At 45.3% G+C, this 19181-nt stretch carries 22 protein-coding genes and 1 pseudogene; 13 read left to right on the top strand and 10 right to left on the bottom strand.

The annotated features are described in order from the left end of the window. The first annotated feature begins 16 nt into the window (after positions 1–16). The 5 genes from MAS10914_RS0114210 to MAS10914_RS30185 all read left to right on the top strand — a co-directional run bounded on the left by MAS10914_RS0114210 (position 17) and on the right by MAS10914_RS30185 (position 2506). Complete coding sequence (locus tag MAS10914_RS0114210; protein ID WP_017316605.1) at positions 17–439, top strand: hypothetical protein; 423 nt, start codon at positions 17–19, stop codon at positions 437–439. Between the two features lie 69 nt (positions 440–508). Then, entirely contained in the window at positions 509–952 is a 444-nt protein-coding gene (locus tag MAS10914_RS0114205) for an acyl-CoA thioesterase (protein WP_017316604.1), read from the top strand. 34 nt (positions 953–986) lie between these two features. Further along, positions 987–1643, top strand: a complete 657-nt coding sequence (locus MAS10914_RS0114200; protein ID WP_017316603.1) for a glutathione S-transferase family protein — start codon at positions 987–989, stop codon at positions 1641–1643. Between the two features lie 26 nt (positions 1644–1669). Next, on the top strand, positions 1670–1885 hold the full coding sequence (locus MAS10914_RS0114195) for a hypothetical protein (RefSeq protein ID WP_017316602.1): 216 nt from the start codon (positions 1670–1672) through the stop codon (positions 1883–1885). Positions 1886–2029: 144 nt separating this feature from the next. Further along, positions 2030–2506: a MaoC family dehydratase gene (locus tag MAS10914_RS30185; RefSeq protein ID WP_017316601.1), complete on the top strand. Its 477-nt coding sequence runs from the start codon at positions 2030–2032 to the stop codon at positions 2504–2506. A 165-nt stretch (positions 2507–2671) separates the two neighbouring features. On the opposite strand, the gene MAS10914_RS34230 is transcribed toward MAS10914_RS30185, so the two are convergent. Both MAS10914_RS34230 and MAS10914_RS0114185 read right to left on the bottom strand, forming a co-directional pair. Next, the gene (locus MAS10914_RS34230; RefSeq protein ID WP_156818156.1) at positions 2672–2869 is read right to left on the bottom strand and encodes a hypothetical protein; all 198 of its coding nucleotides are present in this window, start codon (positions 2867–2869) and stop codon (positions 2672–2674) included. Positions 2870–3051: 182 nt separating this feature from the next. Then, a complete protein-coding gene (locus MAS10914_RS0114185) occupies positions 3052–3552 on the bottom strand; it encodes a GNAT family N-acetyltransferase (protein WP_017316600.1) in 501 nt (166 codons plus the stop codon). Positions 3553–3634: 82 nt separating this feature from the next. Between MAS10914_RS0114185 and MAS10914_RS31575 the strand changes: the two genes are divergently transcribed. From MAS10914_RS31575 to MAS10914_RS32820, 3 genes and pseudogenes are all read left to right on the top strand, one after another. Further along, complete coding sequence (locus MAS10914_RS31575; RefSeq protein WP_026082554.1) at positions 3635–3829, top strand: MGMT family protein; 195 nt, start codon at positions 3635–3637, stop codon at positions 3827–3829. 38 nt (positions 3830–3867) lie between these two features. Then, complete coding sequence (locus tag MAS10914_RS0114175) at positions 3868–4464, top strand: GNAT family N-acetyltransferase (RefSeq protein WP_017316599.1); 597 nt, start codon at positions 3868–3870, stop codon at positions 4462–4464. Positions 4465–4529: 65 nt separating this feature from the next. Further along, positions 4530–4731, top strand: a pseudogene (locus tag MAS10914_RS32820) (FAD-dependent oxidoreductase); the annotation flags it as partial. A 4-nt stretch (positions 4732–4735) separates the two neighbouring features. Here MAS10914_RS32820 and MAS10914_RS0114165 read toward each other — a convergent pair. Both MAS10914_RS0114165 and MAS10914_RS0114160 read right to left on the bottom strand, forming a co-directional pair. Next, the gene (locus MAS10914_RS0114165; RefSeq protein WP_017316597.1) at positions 4736–5089 is read right to left on the bottom strand and encodes a DUF5615 family PIN-like protein; all 354 of its coding nucleotides are present in this window, start codon (positions 5087–5089) and stop codon (positions 4736–4738) included. Next, positions 5086–5322 (bottom strand): DUF433 domain-containing protein, encoded by a 237-nt coding sequence (locus MAS10914_RS0114160; RefSeq protein WP_017316596.1) that lies wholly within the window; start codon positions 5320–5322, stop codon positions 5086–5088. The genes MAS10914_RS0114165 and MAS10914_RS0114160 overlap by 4 nt, the downstream gene beginning before the upstream one ends. 78 nt (positions 5323–5400) lie before the next feature. Between MAS10914_RS0114160 and trmFO the strand changes: the two genes are divergently transcribed. Further along, positions 5401–6720, top strand: coding sequence for an FADH(2)-oxidizing methylenetetrahydrofolate--tRNA-(uracil(54)-C(5))-methyltransferase TrmFO (gene trmFO / locus MAS10914_RS0114155; protein ID WP_017316595.1), 1320 nt, complete (start codon positions 5401–5403; stop codon positions 6718–6720). Positions 6721–6935: 215 nt separating this feature from the next. On the opposite strand, the gene MAS10914_RS0114150 is transcribed toward trmFO, so the two are convergent. Continuing rightward, positions 6936–7256 carry a hypothetical protein gene (locus MAS10914_RS0114150; protein ID WP_017316594.1) on the bottom strand — a complete coding sequence of 107 codons (321 nt, stop codon included), beginning with the start codon at positions 7254–7256 and terminating at the stop codon, positions 6936–6938. Between the two features lie 163 nt (positions 7257–7419). On the opposite strand from MAS10914_RS0114150, the gene MAS10914_RS0114145 reads away from it, so the two are divergent. Beyond that, complete coding sequence (locus MAS10914_RS0114145; protein ID WP_026082553.1) at positions 7420–8649, top strand: murein hydrolase activator EnvC family protein; 1230 nt, start codon at positions 7420–7422, stop codon at positions 8647–8649. Between the two features lie 148 nt (positions 8650–8797). Here MAS10914_RS0114145 and MAS10914_RS0114140 read toward each other — a convergent pair whose 3' ends face one another. Beyond that, the gene (locus tag MAS10914_RS0114140) at positions 8798–10693 is read right to left on the bottom strand and encodes a GTPase family protein (RefSeq protein WP_017316592.1); all 1896 of its coding nucleotides are present in this window, start codon (positions 10691–10693) and stop codon (positions 8798–8800) included. A gap of 381 nt (positions 10694–11074) precedes the next feature. Here MAS10914_RS0114140 and MAS10914_RS0114130 point away from each other — a divergent pair, with 381 nt between their 5' ends. Both MAS10914_RS0114130 and MAS10914_RS0114125 read left to right on the top strand, forming a co-directional pair. Then, positions 11075–12055, top strand: a complete 981-nt coding sequence (locus MAS10914_RS0114130) for an aldo/keto reductase (protein ID WP_017316590.1) — start codon at positions 11075–11077, stop codon at positions 12053–12055. A 208-nt stretch (positions 12056–12263) separates the two neighbouring features. Further along, entirely contained in the window at positions 12264–13496 is a 1233-nt protein-coding gene (locus tag MAS10914_RS0114125; RefSeq protein WP_026082552.1) for a DUF4336 domain-containing protein, read from the top strand. Positions 13497–13524: 28 nt separating this feature from the next. Here the strand turns inward: MAS10914_RS0114125 and MAS10914_RS30180 are convergent, their stop codons facing one another. Next, positions 13525–14250: a WYL domain-containing protein gene (locus MAS10914_RS30180; RefSeq protein WP_232224160.1), complete on the bottom strand. Its 726-nt coding sequence runs from the start codon at positions 14248–14250 to the stop codon at positions 13525–13527. Between the two features lie 173 nt (positions 14251–14423). Further along, positions 14424–14657 (bottom strand): hypothetical protein, encoded by a 234-nt coding sequence (locus tag MAS10914_RS30175; protein ID WP_033365262.1) that lies wholly within the window; start codon positions 14655–14657, stop codon positions 14424–14426. 64 nt (positions 14658–14721) lie between these two features. Between MAS10914_RS30175 and cas3 the strand changes: the two genes are divergently transcribed. Next, positions 14722–16305 carry a type I-D CRISPR-associated helicase Cas3' gene (gene cas3 / locus MAS10914_RS30170; protein ID WP_033365972.1) on the top strand — a complete coding sequence of 528 codons (1584 nt, stop codon included), beginning with the start codon at positions 14722–14724 and terminating at the stop codon, positions 16303–16305. Between the two features lie 428 nt (positions 16306–16733). Here cas3 and MAS10914_RS0114110 read toward each other — a convergent pair whose 3' ends face one another. Next, entirely contained in the window at positions 16734–17363 is a 630-nt protein-coding gene (locus MAS10914_RS0114110; protein WP_017316587.1) for a 2OG-Fe(II) oxygenase, read from the bottom strand. Between the two features lie 4 nt (positions 17364–17367). Beyond that, positions 17368–19107: an RluA family pseudouridine synthase gene (locus tag MAS10914_RS0114105; RefSeq protein WP_017316586.1), complete on the bottom strand. Its 1740-nt coding sequence runs from the start codon at positions 19105–19107 to the stop codon at positions 17368–17370. Between the last annotated feature and the right edge of the window lie 74 nt (positions 19108–19181).

Raw genomic sequence — 19181 nt, 5'->3', positions numbered from 1 at the left:
GTTTAGGAATTTAATAATGAATCCATTAGCTATTCAATTAACTCTTCATGGAGCCATAGTTGTGCTTGTCGGGTTATTAACAGGAATACCCTATGGCAACGCTATCAATAGAAAACAAGATGAAAACATCGTCCGTGCATGGCGTGTAGCACATTCTGGTTTAGCAATGGGTGGAACCACAATGATTGCTATTTCTGCTGTTCTATCCAGTTTGAAATTAGACCCCATATTTGGCTTAACTTTGGTCTGGTCATTTGTGGTTTCGGGATATGGATTTTGTATTGCGTTGCCTTATGGTGCTTGGGTAGGTCATCGTGGTCTTTCTATTGAAGGACCAAGCCAAAATAAGGTTGTTTATGCGGGGAATATGGTAGGTGCAATTGGCTCATTAATTGGAACCTTAGTACTCATTTTTGGCTGTTTGAACACTCTTGTGTAGGAAGGAACGGGAAAATTTTTTGTTCATTTATAGACTCTTCGGTCTTTTTTATTAAATTTAGGAGGAATTATGCCAGGATCTCACAACTTGCAAAGACGTATGCAAGTAGAACTAGCAATACCTGTACAAACATACGACATAGATTTTGTAGGAATCGTTAGTAACATTGTCTATATCAGATGGTTAGAGGATTTACGCTTAAAGTTTTTAGATGAACACTGGCAACTTAATAAACAATTTGAGCAAGGATATGCTCCCATTCTTGCAGGAACGGAAATTGAGTATAAACGTCCTATAAAGCTTTTTGACAAAGTGATAGGACGTTTATGGTTAAACAATTTAGGGCGGCTGAAGTGGACTGTTCAAGCAGAAATTTTATCTAACAACGAATTAGCAGCAATAGCTACGCAAAAGGGTGCATTTGTCAATTTACAAAATGGTCGTCCAATTCCAATCCCAGAAGAATTGCAGAAGAAATATTTGGGCGAGCAGCCGATTTATCAGAACATTTGAATTTCGTTCATCTGCAAGGTAAGGAGAATTTTAAATGCTTAAATTTTACTACGCACCCCTCTCTCCTATTGCTCGTCGTGTACGGCTAGCCTTATTGGAAAAGCAGATTGCATTTGAACCAGTTTTGCTCAGTCTAGATGGCGATCAATTGCAATCAGAGTTTGTGGAAATTAACCCATTTCATCATGTTCCAGTCATAGTGGATGACGGTTTTCGGGTAGTGGAATCACTGGCAATTTTGGACTATTTAGAAGCAAAGTACCCCACACCTGCGCTACTTCCAACTCAACCTGAAGCTTTAGCAACAGTGCGGATGGTGCAAATGGTGACTGCTAATGAACTATTTCCTCAAACTATCCCACTTATTTATGAGAATGAAGAATCTCCAAAATTTGCACAGGCAAAGCAACATATAGATAAAATATTGCAATTTTTCACACAATTATTAGGAGATAGTTCTTACTTTGGCAGCAAGCAGTTAACTTTAGCAGATATTGTTGCGGGAACAGTTGTGCCTTCATTGCCTAGATTGGGTATAAATCTCAATAATTATCCCAAGCTAAATGATTGGTGTGGACGCTTGATGCAGCGGGAAGCATGGCAGAAGACGGATGTCAGCGCAGAAGATTTTGAACAATTTAAGAGGAAGGTACGCGCTCTAGTGAAGCTGCGTAAGCAACAGACGAGTTGAGAAATAACGCTTAGTAGGAAAAATTTATGTCGAAAGGAAATACTAAGTCATTAGCTATTACCTGTGCATCCGGTAGTTTTAAAGGTGCTTTTGCTCATGGTGTGTTAAGTGCTTTGGAAGCCTGTCGAGTCCAAGCAGATGCCTATGCTGCTGCATCATCGTCTGTGATTCCTACTGCTTGGGCTACCATTGGCAAAGCAACAGTAAAGATATGGGAGTCAACTTTACAGATGCTACTCTAGAAGGGTTAGTTGCGTTATATGAACATGGAGAGGCAAAAGGCAAAGAATTTATAGCTCATCACTTCACTGTCACTCAAATATAGGCTGAAGTTTTACGACTACCTCTGAATTCAATCCAAACTAACCGAGCTAGGATAAATCAACATGACCAAGCAGTTTCAGGCAGATACGGAAAAGATTCAGAATGTTGTCAATTGTATGACACCCGTTCAAGTAGGGGAGAAAATTGTCAGTCAAACGAGATTGAATGAAATAGAAATCAGCCAGTTTGCCCATTCAATAGGAGATCCTAATTTACTCCATCACGATGCCGAATACGCTCGCAAGACTCGGTTTGGCAGCATCATTGTCTGTGGTCCACACATTTCTTGTCTGATGATGGCTTTAGCAGCTCAACACTTCTCTCAAAATTATGCAATGGTTGGCTTGGACTTTTTTATCCAATTCCTTAAAGCTCTTAAAGCAGGAGAGTTAATTGATTTGGAATGGGAGGTAGTTGCTACACAATACAAAGACAGTCTCAATGGGGAAATTGTAGACCTTAAAGGAAAAGTAACAAATGAACAGGGAGTTATAGCTGTAACTACTAATAGCAAAATTCTCGTGACCAAGGAGTTTTAAGCGCTCAAGTAGAATAGACTTCTTGCAAAAGTCAATTATCTTTAAAAAAAACACAGATAAGTAGAAGGGCTTAATTGAATAAAAACTCGTAGTCAAAGCTTTAGCCCTTTAAAATTTTATACAGAGCGATAAATCGTTCACTACGAACAAAAGTTTTATCTTACATTAGACTTCTTGGAAAAATAGGATTTCATGAATTTTTGAACCGCAGATGCACGCAGATAAACGCAGATAAATTATCTGTGTCCATCTGGAGGACACTGCCTTGCGGTGAATCCAGCGCTGCAGGCGGGTTTCCCGCCGTAGGCGACTGGTGAACCCGAAGGGGGGTTCCCCCCGTTGTGGCAAGTGTCCGTTGTCCATCTGTGGTTTATTTTCAAAAAATTGACTTTTGCAAGAGTTCTATTTAATTACATCCACCTACTTAAACACAAATAAATCATCGGTGTGCATCGGTGTTTATCTGTGGTTCTATATAAAAAATATACTTTTGCAAAAGTTCTATTAAGTCGCACTCATGCAACGCAGTATCAGACAAGGCTTACCTACAAGAACCGTTCGATGATAATCTCGTCTACATACGTTCCGTTCAACTTGGCGTGTCTTTGCGCCGTCCCAACAATCTGAAAGCCACGTCGGAGGTAGCTAGCTAACGCTGCTACATTATCGGCGCGAACATAGGTGAATATCTTTTCGTATCCTTTACGGCGAGCAGCTTCAAATGTAGCATCAAATAGACACTTGCCAATGCCTTGCCGTCGGTATGAGAGATCTACATATGTTCCGATGACTCCCACATGGTCAAATGCATGTGTGTATGTCGCAAATGGTTCCATACTTTGAAAACCAACAACCTTGTGATCTGCACGACATACGGCAACATGGAACACCCCACGCTGGGGAAAGTTCAAAATGTACTCCCGTTCCGCCTCGACTGTCAACAGTGTGTCAACCGCAGTATACAAACCAGTTGCGATGATGGGGTTCCAAATACCGACAATCGCCTCAGCATCATTCGGATGTGCTTCTCGAACCAGTAGATCCATTTCCCTAAATGTTCGCTACATTATGATCCCATGTCGGGCACAGGCTGTTTCATTTTAGCGAGAGAAATGTTAGTGTGAGAAATTGAGCTTTTCCAAAGAAGGTGAAGCAAAGCAAATTGATTTGGCTAATGCTTCTCGTGCAGTCGGTCTGGCAAATGGACGCAATTCGATTTCAAGTATTGTGCCATATCATCGTGTGATTGGAACAAATGGTCAGTTGATGGTTACAGTGGCGGTATTGAGCGCAAACAGTGGCTACTTAATCACGAACGCATAACTTTACTGAAAAACTAACCCAGCTAACAGGAGATAATCATGTTGAGATTTTCTCAAGAGCAAACCCAAAAAGCAGCAAAAATCCTTGCACGCGGATTTATTGACGACCCCACATTTTCTTTTATCTTGCCACAGTCGGAAACAAGACTTGAAGCTCTAACGGCATTTTTTCAACTTTTTGTTGCTGACGGAATCAAGCGGGGTGAGGTGGTCTTTGCTCCAGAAGAACAGGGGGTCAGCGTTTGGTATCCTACTGAAGTAGCAGTCTACGACGACCAGTTTGAAGAAACCTTTGCTAAAGTTGTCTCAATTGCCTCACACTTTGGGGGATTGGAAGCAGGAGAACGTTTTGAACAAATCGGAAAAAAGGTAGAAGCTAGCGAACCAGTCGCCCCTCACTGCGAAGTTCTTTGGATAGCACTTGTACCCGAAGCAAGGGGAAAAGGAATCGGAGGCAGTTTATTGCAACCAGTTATTAATTATTCTAATGCCAAAAAAGTTGGTTGCTATCTTGTTTCGTCAAATCCTCGTAATATATCATTCTACGAAAAGCATGGTTTTCGTAGAGTCAGCCCAATTCAGATAAATGATACGCATTTTATGACCGGGATGTGGCGCGAACCTGCTGAGAATTAGATGCAATTTGATATCCGTTATATTTGTAGATATGCACACCCAGCTAATTGTCATTTGAGTCAACTATGGAAAAACAAACAATTCATGTTATCGGAGGTGGACTAGCTGGGACGGAAGCAGCGTGGCAAATAGCACAGGCTGGAGTGTCGGTGATTCTTTGGGAAATGCGCCCACAACGCTTCAGTGGTGCCTATCATACGGAACATTTGGCAGAATTGGTGTAGTAATTCTTTTGGGGCAATGGCAAGCGATCGCGCTGCCGGTCTTCACCTCACTGATGCACAATGATTTCATCGCGACTCATTTCAATATAGGAGTATTGGTCAAATAGGTGAACTAAGGTTGTCAAATTTGCTGAAAAAATTGCCTCAAGTTCTGAGTTCTTAATGTTGCCTGTTGTTATCAACAGGAGCTTATAAGGTTGCTTAATGGTTAGAAATGAGTTGACAAAATCTGAGTCTTTTGTAATGACAATTCGATTTTGTTCAATTGATATAGCGTTAATTACAGTATCCGAGGTGGCGTTTTGCTGGGCTAAGTTTTTAGTATGAATTGCATCGTAGCCAGAGGATTGAAGAAAATGGGCAAGCCGGACTGGTAGTTGGGCATCAACTAGAAATTTCATGAAGCAATTTTGTGGATGCTTTTAACTTGAGTGAGCCGAGCAGCAAAAAGCAAAGCAGCTAAAATATCTTCTCGCTCCAGATCGTCGTAATCCTCCAGAATTTCCTCAATGATCATGCCAGCACTAAGCAGTTCGAGGATCAATTCAACTGGATAACGAAGTCCTCTAATACAGGGTTTACCATGACAGAGGTCGGGATTGTGGGTGATGCGTTTTAACAGGTCAGTTTCCATGCTGTTTTTAGCTTTGATTAGCCCACAGTATCATAGTAGATATTGTACACACCCAGCCAATTGTCATTTGAGTCAGATATGGAAAAACAAACAATTCATGTTATCGGAGGTGGACTAGCTGGGACGGAAGCAGCGTGGCAAATAGCTTCTGCTGGAGTGTCGGTGATTCTTTGGGAAATGCGCCCACAACGCTTCAGTGGTGCCCATCACACGGAACATTTGGCGGAATTGGTGTGTAGCAATTCTTTTGGGGCAATGGCAAGCGATCGCGCTGCGGGTCTATTGCATGAAGAATTACGTCAACTTAATTCTATTGTTATCTTAAAAGCTGATGAGCACGCCGTTCCTGCTGGTGGGGCGCTAGCGGTAGATAGAGGACGTTTTAGCCAAGACTTGACGGAAACTCTTTCGCGTCATCCCTTAATTGAACTGCGTCGAGAAGAACTGCGTGTTATCCCGGAAGGGATTGTTGTTTTAGCAACAGGCCCTTTAACTAGTCCCGAGTTGGCGGAAGATTTGCGCGACTTTACGGGGATGGAATACCTCAGCTTTTTCGATGCGGCAAGCCCTATCATCGTGGGAGAATCGATTAACCGCGACATTGCTTTTATGGCATCGCGCTACGACAAAGGCGAAGCTGCTTATCTCAACTGTCCAATGAATAAAGAGCAGTACTTGCAGTTTTGGCAAGAACTGCGTACAGCCGAACAAGTGGAATTGAAGGACTTTGAACGGGAAACAGCGAAATTTTTTGAAGCTTGCTTGCCAATTGAAGAACTCGCACGGCGGGGGGAAGACACGATGCGCTATGGTCCCCTCAAGCCTGTGGGTTTGTCGGATAGTCGCACCGGGGAACGTCCCTACGCCGTGATACAGTTGCGGCAAGAAGACAAAGCAGGTCAACTTTGGAATATGGTAGGATTCCAAACAAATCTGCGTTGGGGAGAGCAAAAGCGAGTCTTCCAGATGATTCCTGGTTTGGAAAATGCCGAGTTTGTGCGGCTGGGGGTGATGCACCGTAACACCTTTATCAATGCTCCTCAACTCATGCAGCCTAGTTTGCAATTTTTAAAGCGTCCGACTTTGCTAGGTGCTGGACAGTTGATAGGGACTGAAGGCTATACCGCAGCCGCAGCAGGTGGTTGGTTGGCGGGAACGAATGCAGCACGGCTAGCTTTAGGAAAAGAACCCTTGACAATTTCCAATACAACGATGATGGGGGCGCTGTTTGAATTTATCACTTCGGCTTCACCTAAGCATTTTCAACCAATGCCTCCTAACTTTGGAATTTTGCCAGAACTGGGTGAAAAAATCAAAAATAAACAGGAGCGTTACGGACGTTATCGCGATCGCGCTTTGGCTAATTTGAGTGAGTTTGTAAACACTGCTAAATCATGAATGCTGAGTTACGAGTTAGGAGTTATTCATCTCCTTGTCTCCCATCACAACTCAGCACCTAGAACACCAATTCAGTATTCAGACTTGGAGCTAAAAAACCCGTTTTTTTGTAGAGACGCGCCATGGCGCGTCTCTACAGCCAACGAAAAATTAATCTTTTCAGGAACAGAAACCGGGTTTTTGGGATTAGTGAATCGGTGTTCTAGCACTCAGAACTATTTTGATGTCTTGCGTTGGTCTTGAATTGTCTCCTCTTTAGTTGTTGCCATTCCATGTACGCCGATTGCTGCGATAGTTACCCCTATGAAGCCCCAAGTCCCATTAGCAAATGCATTTATACGATGACCGAGACTACGATGATAGGCAAGATCCAACTGTCTATTATTGGTTCTTCCATTCCTAACTAATTGTTCTACATACCTTTCAGTTCTTCCTAGCGCTGCGTAGTCAGTGTTGAACGAGTTAAGCGATGACGCCGCTACCAACAAACCTGGAATAATCAAGGCAACAAAGAGAATTGCTCTGCCTATGCTCATAGAACCTCTTGAGGCAACATATTTGAGTCAATGCTGACATAGCAGGAAATTGGTGATAGTATCTGGCGAACAAATCGACAAAATCAACCTATGAAAGGTTGAACCATATTTTGGGAACAATACTCATGATGTTTGCAGCCATACTTTGGCTCAATCTAACAGCATGAAAGCATCATTTCTTAAAAATCAGGGAAAATTCTGCAGCTTACTTTTTGCATTTAGCTGCACTTTATGCATCTACTTGACAATGATTCCAGCATTGCCAATCCACGCAGCCCTTACAGGCACATCTCATTCAATTTCAATTAACACGTTACGCCAAAAGCAGCAGGTGATTCACCAACAGCGTCAAGGTGTGATGCGGGAACACCAGCGCATATCCAATTTGCAACAAGCAGCACAAGACCGACTCAACGGCTTAGAGAAAAACGTGCAGACTACAGACAGTCAAATTCAACACAGCCAGATGCGACTGCGACTTGCTACTCAACACCAGAAGCAGTTGCAGGCAGATTTAGCTGCGGCAGAAGTTTCCTATACGCAGCGTCAAGAGGCGACAATTGCCCGACTGCGTTTTCTCCAGCGATCGCGCTTGAGTCAAGGATGGGCGGTTTTGCTGCAAAGCCAAGACCTCAGCGATTTTCTAGACCGCCGTCGTCAGTTGATGTTAGTTTATCAAGCTGACCAGCAAGTTTTGGCAAAATTCATCGCTGATGCAACCTGGATAAGCCAACAAAAAACAGCCATTGAACAGCAAAAAAACGAAATAGACCTGATTCGGCAGCAACTACTTGCTCAAAAAGCCGATTATCAAGCGCAGGCAAAGTTACAAGCAGATATCATTCAACGCCTCAAGAGCGATCGCCTTGCCCTAGAAGCAGCGTTAGCTCAACTAGAGAGAGATTCAAAAGCTGTGGAGGTGTTGATTCAACAAAAGGTTGCAGAAGCTGAAACAACACAAGAGGCGCAAACCAAAACCCTCAGCAGCAAAAGCATCATCACTCATGGAACTGGTATTTTTGTACATCCCAGTGATGGTCCTACCAGCAGTGCTTTTGGTTGGCGGATGCACCCAATTCTCGGAAATCGTCGCTTTCATGCAGGTATAGACTTTGCCGCCAGCTATGGCAGTACAATTCGTGCCGCAGATTCTGGAACGGTGATTTTTGCAGGGTGGTATGGCGGTTATGGCAAGGCTGTGATTATCAATCACGGAAATGGGATGACTACCTTATACGCTCATACAAGCGAATTGTTTGTTGCGGAAGGTCAAACAGTGCAACGAGGACAGCAAATTGCTGCTGTGGGTTCTACTGGTCTATCCAGCGGTCCCCATCTTCACTTTGAAGTCCGTCACAATGGGAGACCAGTAAACCCAAATAACTATCTTTAGAGCCTTAAGTAACTACGCAAAATTAATTACAGTCATTGCGAGCGAAGCGAACGCGAGTGCGTGCGCTTTGTGCTCAACAATCACAAGGGCTGGGATTGCTTCATTTCGCTCCGCTGCATTCGCAATGACATTGTGTAATTAATTATGTTTAACTACTTATATAGGTCTCAAACCGCTCCCGGAATTGTTCAACCGTGAGCTTCCCAGTCCAGTATTCTACCAGAGCGTGACCAAATGCCCAAGCGTTGCGCTCTGGTGAGGCGGAGTTTTCCAGCAGCAGCGGCCAAAGGGATCGCAGGTCAAAGTTGAGCGTGTGAGACTCGCCCATATTCAAGAGCGAGAAAAGGTCATATGCCATCTGGAGCTTGCCAATGACGACAGGCAACTGTTCCACTGGAATTTGCTCTGCCAGCAGATATGCCAAAGTTGGCGTTCCGGTTGACAGAGTAGAGATAAACTGAAGAACGGGACTTTTGAGCAGTGTTGCCAGTCCTTGGGTTGTTGCCATCTGGAAGGTGTAGTGGTCGATGATTTTAGCGGCAGCCACAGTGCGGGCTTCCAGGTTCCGCAAAAAGCGGGCAAGACGCAGTTGCTTGGCAGGCGCGATCGCCTCCACCAATGCCAACGATAACGCGTCCACTCCCCAGGCAGCTCGATCCGTTTTGATGTCACCAGTGACGACAGGCAGAACCCGCTCGCAGAAGTTGCCCAGAAGCCCAGCGCGATACTCGGTGGCTTGGCGAATGGCAATTTCTTTTGGGCGAGTGCCCCATTGCCAGTCGTAGGACGGCTCCCACTCACGTATAGGACGTAGGCGATCTACCTGAGTGACGACAGTAATAGCAGGTAAGTCTGCTACTTGGGTCTTCATGTCTCTAAGAAAGTCCACATCCATTTGTAGGGCAGGATCAAGAGCAGGAGTGACCAACAGCAGCAAATCAGCGTTTTTGGCATAGTCCAGTACTAGCTTCCTTAAATCCGCACGGTTCACTTGTTCATAACCCGGAGTATCCCAAAGCCATAGTGTTTCCCCGGTTGCAGTCTGCCAGTGGTAACTCTGAATCTTCTCGGTACTTGGCAAGACATCAACCGCTGCTAAATCTGCCTGAAACAGCGTGTTAATCAGGCTGCTTTTTCCAGACCCCGTTCGCCCCACCAGTAGAATATTGACTGGTTTTTGCTCAACCGCTTTGGTGGGTTCTGCTTGAGCTAGGATGTCTCGGAGAGTTTGGGTTTTTGCTTTGGGTAGTGTTGGTGTGGAAACAGAGGGTACTGAAGTGGGCAATGTAGTCCCGCTGTAGAGGGCGATCGCCTGCCGACATAAGTTCCTCAGGGCAGCTTCCCGCAAAAGCTGGCTCAAATTCACCAGTAGCTGCTGAGTTGCCTGATTACTGGAACGCTGACTGGCAACTCTCGCCACCGCCGCCGCTGGATTTAACAGCCACTGTGCCCAGTTCCATGCTTGAGCGAGTTTACGAGCAGATGGCTCCAGCTTCTGGTAGACTTCGTATGCCTGGTATGCCTGCCCAACCGTAACTTGATTGAGAGCAGGGGATAACTTCTGCATCCACTGGTCGAGGTCATCCACCGTTCCCCGAATCAACCCGTAAGCTTGGGGAACGTAAATGTTCAGCAGAGGATACTTTACTTCAGGATTGTAGACATGAGCAACGGCAACCACCAGATCCTGGCATCGCTGCCAAAAAGTTTGCCAGTCTTCCCAAATTGGGCGATCGCTCTGGGAAGCTTTCAGGATTTCTTGGAGTGCTGCTTGTGCTTCCGTTGGCTGCGATGTCGTATCGTCCGGCGCAGATTCCAGTTCTTTGCTGACTTCCGCCATGACAGCTTCCATCTGCTTCACCGCAGGTCCAGTCCATCTCGCCAGTAGCCAACGCCAGCCAACGAAGATCAGGATGAACACGCCCCAGATCCAGCTAATACCCCAGTCATGAATTTGCAACCCTGCTGATATTAGTAAGAAAGTAATGATGGAGGCGATCGGTGTTGCTAAGACGAGCCATTGCCAGAGTTTTAATCGCACCATTGCTCTATGCCTGCCTTGATGAGACTTCTTATACTGCTATTGTTGATCTAAATCTTGTAATGAGTGGTAGAGCGCTCCTTTTTTGAGTGCTAAAAGACCGCTTGCTGTGGGATAAAATGAGAAATAAGCGGTTAGATCGCTGTGGGCAGTTTAATAATTAGTTAGACTACCAGTGATTAAATTAGTTTGTACCATGAGTAGTTATTGCTACAAAGTCATTGATGGGTGAGGTATCGCTGATAGAACAGTTGCAGCAGATTATTCTGAACCAAGAAGAGCCTATCCGTTTTATTGAAACGCCAGTGTACAATTTTGCTGTGTAGGGCTAACCTAACAAATTGCGACACCGGATAGTTAGTTCGGGGAGAATTTACAGTAAAAATGCAAAATTGTCAAGAAGTCTCCCTCCCAAATATGGGCTGCGGAACTTGGGCATGGGGTAATCGCTTGCTTTGGGGATATGATGAAAGCATGGATGACCAGTTGCAAGCCGTTTTTAATCTTTGTGTGAGCAATGGTGTCACCTTATTTGATACGGGTGATTCTTACGGAACTGGGAGATTTCTTGGGCGAAGCGAGTTACTTTTGGGACGATTCTCTAAGGAATATCTCGGTTCTGGCAAAGAAGATATTTGCATTGCAACCAAGCTTGCTGCTTATCCGTGGAGATTGACACGTTCCTCAATGGTGTCTGCTTGCAAGTCGTCCGCCAAGCGATTGGGAAGAAACGTGGATTTGGTGCAGATGCATTGGTCTACAGCGAACTATGCTCCTTGGCAGGAGGGGCGGCTTTTGGATGGTCTTGCGGATCTTTATGAGCAAGGACTGGTTAAAGGAGTGGGCTTATCCAACTATGGATCGAAACGGCTCAAAAAAGTGCATCAAAAATTTGTTGAAAGAGGAGTTCCAATTGCTACTCTGCAAGTTCAGTACTCACTGCTATCCACATATCCTGTCACCCAACTAGGAATTAAAGACGTTTGTGATGAGCTTGGGATAAAACTGATTGCCTACAGCCCTCTTGCATTGGGGCTGTTAACAGGAAAATACTCCGAGAAAGGTCCTTTTCCAAAAGGTATCCGAGGTTTGCTATTTAGGCAGCTATTGCCAGGAGTGCGATCGCTTTTGTCATGCTTGCAAGAGGTAGCCCAATCAAGAAATAAAACTATGTCACAGGTAGCAATCAACTGGTGCATCTGTAAAGGAACTATTCCCATCCCTGGAGCAAAGACTGTGGAACAGGCAAGGGAGAATATTGGTTCTTTGGGTTGGCAACTTGACTCCAATGAGATTGCACAGTTGGATAAAGCGGCTGCGAGTGCAGACAAAAAAATGGTGCAAAATATATTTCAGACTAAATAAATTTCGTAAGCTAGTAGTCTGCCAACCCAAAAATGGCGGGTAAGCGTAGTTTGTAGTTGGCGCTTTAGCGCTAAAGCGCTCACTACAAACCCCTTAAAGTTGATGTAGTGAAGTACTAGTGATCTGGCTCAAGAATTTGTTAAACTCCAATTTCTGGGGATTAAATAAAAATAGTTTGAGCATTGGGAATTCGGAAGGGGGTCGTGGCGTGGCTCATGATGAACGCGCAGTAAGCGCAGGACAAATTCATCCGGGAGACTTTTCATGGTCTTTCTGGTTATCTTTGCCACTTTACCCATATGGCAAGCGACGGACAATCCGTAAAGAAGTGGTAAAAGATACAGTATGGACTTTTGACCAAATTCAGGGCATCTTTTACGTTGTTGTGCCTGTTCGCATGACGGTTGTTAAGCTAGATGAAGGGGGTTTGCTCGTCTATGCTCCCGTTGCGCCGACAAGAGAGTGTATCCGACTTGTCAATGAGTTGGTGGTAGAACACGGCAATGTCAAGTACATTATCTTACCAACTATCTCCGGCTTAGAGCATAAGGTCTTCGTTGGTCCGTTTGCCAGATGCTTTCCGAACGCACAGGTGTTTGTGGCTCCCAGTCAGTGGAGCTTCCCGTTCAATCTCCCACTGAGCTGGCTTGGCTTCCCTCAAAAACGCACTCAAGTACTCCCAGAAGACAGCAGCAAAACTCCCTTTGCCGACCAGTTTGACTATGCGACACTCGGTCCTATAGAACTGGGACCGGGTCGATTTGCAGAAGTTGCATTCTTTGACAAGCGATCGCACACCTTGCTTGTAACAGATTCAGTGGTTTGCGTACCAGAAGAACCGCCTGCGATCGTCCAATTAGATCCATACCCCTTGCTGTTCCATGCCAAGGACAAAACGTCTGATATCGTTGAAGACAATCAAGCAAATCGCCGTAAGGGATGGCAGCGTATCTCCCTGTTTGCTTTGTACTTCCAACCAAGCGTGCTGGAAATACCCAGATGGAGTGAGGTGTTTCGCAACGCCCTGAAAGCAACTGAACGCTCAAAGAAAGCTTATTTCGGCTTATTCCCTTTCCAATGGAGATCAGATTGGAAGCGGTCATTTGATGCACTGCGAGGGGATGGTCGTTTGTTTGTAGCACCAATCTTACAAACTCTCATTCTCAACCGAGCGCCCAGGGAAACCATCGACTGGGCTGACAAAGTAGCAAGTTGGGACTTTCAATGGATTATACCCTGTCATTTTGACGCACCAATCAAAGCAGAACCGCATCAGTTTCGACAAGCATTCTCCTTTTTGGAAAAGCAGCCTGCTGTGAGTGCGGGCTTGTTCAACAGTAGCAGTTATCCTTTGCCGGAGGAGGATTTTAAATTACTTAGGGAAATTGATAAAGGTTTAAATCAGTTTGGCATTGTACCGAAAGCGTTGGAGAAGGTGTAGTACAAACGGCGAATATAAATGAACTGGACTATGAGCAATATTTTTCATATGCCTTTTGATGTTCGTTTTTAATTTCTTTTGCTAAAAATTCTGGACTTAAAACCTGAACATTTGCTCCATATTGCAACATTCGCTGTCGAAACCAGAACCAATAATCTACTGTTGTTTCAATCTCAACAAATTTTCCTTCAGGGTCGCGATAAACGACAACCTCATCCTTGCGTCGAGGTTGATAGTTAGCTAGTTGTCCACTCATTTGAGAATGTACTTTCAATGTTGGAAAATCGCAGGACACCCAACGAACATCGGTTGCTGGACCAACGCTGAGAATTCGGTCAACGCGAAAGAGATGATTTTGGTCAATGTTGTGCCAATAGTCAAACCGCCACGACTTCCAATCGGGAACAAACGCGAACAGGTAAAGAACACCGTTATGAAAACGCAATTGAGAGCGGTCAATATCCCAAATACGTTGCCCCCCTTTAGTGCTTTGATAACTAATAGTGTAACGGCATTGTTGCTGAAACCTTTCCTGAAGGCAACGAACAATAATATCAAGCTTGTCCTCGCTGTAATCTACGGGAGGGCTAAAATTAACTTTGACAAATGCGGGAATATCAGATTCTTTCAGATTACCAATCCGCAAAATCTGGCTTGCTTGTGCAGAAAAGCCCATCCCTGCAAAGAAATAAGCTGCTAATGCTAACGCCTGTCGCTGTTCGGTGGAGAGAATTACGGGGAAATTCGACTCCACCAGTTCGTAAGGATGGTGAGGCGCACTTTTAATTTCAATACCGCAGTCTCTCAGCTTACGAATTGTGCGAGTCAGTTTTTGCTTACAGCGGTTTTCAAATCAATGAACCACATCTGCACTCATTTCAATCTCTGTAGAGACGCGCCATGGCGCGTCTCTACAATGTGGTCTATTTACCCGAAAATTGCTGTAATGTCCATTTCGTCTGCTGACTTGCCCTGTGCGTCTACAAAAAGAGATAGTAAATCAGCCAATTCATCTCGATTCCGTGGCTTCTGTGCTAGCTGTTTGAGGATTTCCAGGGCAAAGGCAATCTGATTGTAGCTGGCATCACTGGACATAAGTTGTAGGTGAGCGATGGGCTGCGCCCCGCCAGAGGCGATCGCTTGATAAAAGATTATAGTCATTTTTTGACTACAACTTTTCCAAAATGGGTATTATGCTGGGTGCAATCGAGATACTCAGACTGCCGTGAACGTTTTTTTACACCCTCTCTACTCCCAACTTAATTCGGGAGTTGGGAACTGTCCGCTTGGCTGTAAAAAAGAATGCCAAGTATACCAACAGGCTCCCAGCCTCAACCCCCCGGAAGGTTGCACCTGTCCCCTCTCCTCTCACCAAGCAAAAACCTGTGCTGCGGTCGTGCAAGGAGAAGCTGACATTATTTTTAACAAGTCTGCGACTGGAGATGGGAAATCTCTAGGTGCTTTTTTACCAGGACTGCTTAATCCAAGTTTTCGCATTATGGGTCAATATCCTACCATCGAACTGGTGGAAGACCAGACAGGACAGCAAAAACACTATCATGATTTGTTTGGTTTGGATGCTTCTCAACGAGTTGACCTCCTGTTTGGTGCAGAGTTAAGTCGGCGAGTCAAGCAAGCAGAAAAAAGTAATAAGTTTCATGAATTATTACTAGCTATTGAACATAAGCCGTTTCTGCTGACCAATCCCGATATTTTTCATTACATCACACACTTCCAGTATCGAGATTCGGCTTATGGTAGCGACTTGCTACCTTTAGCATTGGCAGAATTTCCTGATTTATGGGTGTTTGATGAGTTTCATATTTTTGGACCGCATCAAGAAGCAGCGGTTTTGAACAGCATGACACTCATCCGCCGTAGCCAGGAAAATCAGTCACGTCCAAGGCGGTTCTTGTTTACTTCAGCAACACCCAAATTAGATTTCATCGAACAACTGCGCCAAACAGGGTTCAAAGTTGAATCTGTGGAAGGAGTTTATGCTAGTAAAAGTACTCGTGGTTATCGGCAAATTCTACAACCTGTTGAACTAGAGTTTGTGGAATTAAAAGATACAGATACACCCTCATGGCTTACTGAAATGGCTCCTCGCATTCAAGAAATTTTGGATGCAGAAGCAAAAGGCAGAGGGTTAATTATTGTCAATTCTGTTGCTAAAGCGGGTTTCATAACTAAAAAACTTCAGGAATTACTGCCAGGAGTCATTGTCAGAGAAATTAGCGGACGTATTGACCGCCAGGAAAGGTTACAAACCCAAACTCAACTAAAAGATGCCGACCAACCAGTTTTGGTTGTTGGGACATCTGCGGTGGATGTTGGCGTTGATTTTAACATTCACCTATTGATTTTTGAGAGTAGCGATTCAGCAACTATAGTGCAACGTTTGGGTCGCTTGGGACGACATCGTGAGTTTTCTGCATACAAAGCTTTTATTTTGGTTCCTGGTCATATGCCTTGGGTAATGGCGCGACTGCAAGAAAAACTCAGCCTTGGTCAAAGTGTAGAACGAAGTGAATTAACTGATGCGATCGCCTATGCTTTTGACCCACCCAAAGAATTCGATGAATATCGTCAGCGTTGGGGTGCATTGCAAGCACAGGGAATGCTAACACGCATGAGTCGGGAAAACGCCAAGGTAAGTCAACAAGTGCGCGATGGCGCAGAGCGCCCGCTTCGCGATCGCATGACTGAAGATTTCCAGCGTGTCTACCCGCAAAACCTGGAATGTGCACGCAAGCAGTGGTTTGCTTTACAGAATAGACATCTCCGAAAACAAGCAAACCTAGTCTGAAACTAACTTTAAGCAGGCGAACGCAGAATTGTAAAAGAACGCCAGTTTAACGTTAGAATAGTATTTTGAGACGCTTTTTGTTAAAAACAGGGGAAAATATAGGTTTATAGGTACCTAATTTTAACCCCGTTAAACAGATAAGTTTAAACTTATAAGACTAACGCTCCAATTCTTAACCTTACAAGTCCACAAATTGTGAGAATGATTTCTTCATTTTGATTAACGCTGGGATTTGGGAACTTTCAAATTAATGAAACCCGGCAACGGGATTGAAACTAAATATTGACCCTAGCACTCTAGAAATTGACTATTCTTTCAAATTAATGAAACCCGGCAACGGGATTGAAACGAGTAGATTTGTCCATTGCATTCATAGCTCACCCACCCTACAAGATTGGCGTTGACGTAGCCTATTCTTTGGAGAATTGCTACCTCCGTTTTGCCTTCACTGCCCTAGACTCCACGGTGAACGCTGGAATGTCTTGCAATTCAGTTTCACTCAGGGTGTATTGTTCACAGACTAAGCTCAGACGAGTGCCGGTGGTTTTAACAGCATTGACGGAATGAGTCAGATCGCCCTGAAAATACACTAGCGTGTTAGCTTGTGGCTTAATCTGCCCGACTTGCTGTTTGTGGGAGCGCAGCACCAGTTCTCCGCCTTGCAGATTGGGCGGCACTTGCACATAAAGAACACTGACCACTACGGGAGGCTCAACTGTTTTGCAGTAAGACCGCAGGGAGCGATCAATATGTGGATCGACACGCGAGCCTTCTTGGAGCAGCAGGGGGTTGAGATAGAAAGCGTTGCAGGTGGGCTGTAGCGCCCGGTCCAGATAGGGCTTGAAGAAGGGAAACCGCCGTTCCACTTCCCCAAGTTCTGAACGTTGAAATACCACAGAAAACCCTTTGGTGTCAATAAAGTCGCGGTTAAGGTTGTTGGTTGCAAGATAGGGGCACGCCAGAATCTCTCCTCGCAGGTCGTTGAGGTAACTGATTGCAAAGGCGTCTCGGTGTTGAGAATAGTAGTTCAAGTGTTCAAGGGGCGATTTTGTTGCCATATCGTCAAAACGGCGTCTTTGCTCGTAGATGGAGGGTTTGTCCGGATTGCGGATGCTCAAAGCAAAGTTCCCTCGCGTGCAGATGTAGCCGACTTGCTCCAGCACGACATCCATACAGGCGATCGCCTAAAATCGGTATCCCAAGTCCTCTTGCATCGGCAGCATGAACCCTCAGCTGATGGGTACGTCCTGTGAGCGGCATCAACTCTACACGAGTGCAGTCTCCTTCCCTCGCCATCACCTGAAAGTGAGTCAAGCTGGGTTTACCGCGTTGCCAATCAACTTTCTGATACGGGCGATTCTGAGGATCTCCCCATAGTGGCAGTTCAATCACACCTCGATCAGTTGTCACAAAACCGGAAAGTATGGCTTCATAAACCTTGTGAACTTGGCGCTGCTGAAACTGCTGACTCAGTTGACGATGGGTTTGTTGATCGCGAGCCAGCAAGAGGATACCAGATGTTTCCTGATCTAGGCGATGCACAGCAAGCGCCATGCCATCAGGTAACAGATGACGCAAGCGACTGAGGACACTATCAAAGGCGTAGCGATAACGACCAGGTACGGAAAGTAGCCATGGGGGTTTGTTCACAGCAATGAGCCATTCGTCTTGATAAAGAATCGATAGCGTTTGCTGCTGTTGGCGTCCGAAAGCGGCTTCTCCCCTACCCCGCTCCTGCAAGGAGAGGGGATAATTTACGCCCCCTTCCCTAGAAGGGAAGGGGACAGGGGGGTTAGGTTTCCACTGCGGCAATCCTGAGAGCAGAAACCCCATCAATGGCTGACAGCGCTCTGCACAGGCTCCATAAAATTCTCCCTGAACTTTGTCCTGATTGATAGAGGACGGTCCCCACCAAAACTCCGCCATTGCCAGTGGTTTTAGGTCATGTGTTGCCGCATAGTGCAGCAGCTTTGGGGCACAACAGTCTCCTGTTCCTGTGGGGATGGAGCCTCCTGACATTAATTGCTGCAACGCTCGGGATTGCCCAGAAAAATTAGTGAGGCTGTAGGCAGCGTGCATCTGAGTTTGGAGTTGGCGGGATAGTTCTTTACGCCGTTGTTTCAGTTCGCCAATCCGCGCATCCGAGAAAGCAATCAGCTGCTTGAGAGGCTGCAACGCTTCATCCCGCTGGCGTTTGAGTTGCCGTCGCTCAATTCCATGCTGACGACTTTCTTCATCGAGTTGTTCAAGGGCAACAGTCAGCGCTTCTCCTACTAGCGTTTCGCAGAATATTTGACGTTTTTCATGTCGTTGCTGTTTGCAATCTCGATGGCGATCGCTCATTTTTTGCAGGTGCTGCTCAAACTCACAAAAGAGCGTTTCGTAGTGCTGGCGTTCTGGAAGTTGCTTTAGGGTAATGAGTTCCTGCTTGATAGTTTCCAATTCAGCCAATGTGCGGGCTTCCTCTAATGCTACTTGGTCTCGTCCCGGAATTGGCGGCACCCAGCTCTCAACTACGTTATAACCATTCAGAAGACCGGAGAAAGCTTTGATGACTCGTTGTTCGCCAGTAGGCAGTTCAACCAGCAATACTCCATACATCTTACCCTCAGAAGAATAACGGTTATTTTTGGCGAGGTGTTGCATCAAACCATAGGCGATCGCCTCTACCAAAGAGGTGCGGGGCAGTTGGAGTATCTCACCACTTTGAGGACAACGCCCTTGATAGTAATAGCTGGGAGATAAGTCGCTGACAGCAAAATTACAGTCGATGAAATTTGAAAGCGGATACAGAACTACCATACAAGAGCTGAATTTGCTGCCTATGATGAGGAATGCCGTCGCCTCGAAGCCGAGTATAAAGCAGGAAAGACGTT

Origin of the sequence: Mastigocladopsis repens PCC 10914, assembly GCF_000315565.1 — a bacterium.
Taxonomy (GTDB): Bacteria; Cyanobacteriota; Cyanobacteriia; order Cyanobacteriales; family Nostocaceae; genus Mastigocladopsis; species Mastigocladopsis repens.
Note: the sequence above shows the minus strand (reverse complement) of the source record. Positions and strands in the feature narration are given on the sequence as shown.